At 40.9% G+C, this 252-nt stretch carries 1 protein-coding gene; it reads right to left on the minus strand.

Annotation, left to right across the window (positions count from 1 at the left end; genetic code table 11):
* Positions 1-196, minus strand: a 196-nt coding sequence (locus AAEY72_RS15685) for a pyrroline-5-carboxylate reductase family protein (protein ID WP_352311552.1), incomplete at its 3' end; no start/stop codon positions are given.
* Between the last annotated feature and the right edge of the window lie 56 nt (positions 197-252).

Consider the following 252-nt stretch of genomic DNA (forward strand, 5'->3'; position numbering starts at 1 on the left):
CATCGGCAGTTTGTGCAGCTGCATAATTATCGTGGGAAACTTGAATCGCAAAATCGTGCTGCAACGCATCCAATTTACCCTTGCTTGGATTGGTTGCATGAATAAGGTCACTAGGATAGCCATGCTTAACTAAGCCACTAATAATGCTACGAGTCATATTGCCCGCACCGATAAAACATACTTTTGCTTGAGTCATTAAGTCTGTATCCAATTAAAGAGTGAATTTATGTCCAACTGCAGTGTATGTTACCT

Origin of the sequence: Psychrobacter sp. W2-37-MNA-CIBAN-0211 (assembly GCF_040309405.1) — a bacterium.
Taxonomy (GTDB): Bacteria; Pseudomonadota; Gammaproteobacteria; order Pseudomonadales; family Moraxellaceae; genus Psychrobacter; species Psychrobacter glaciei.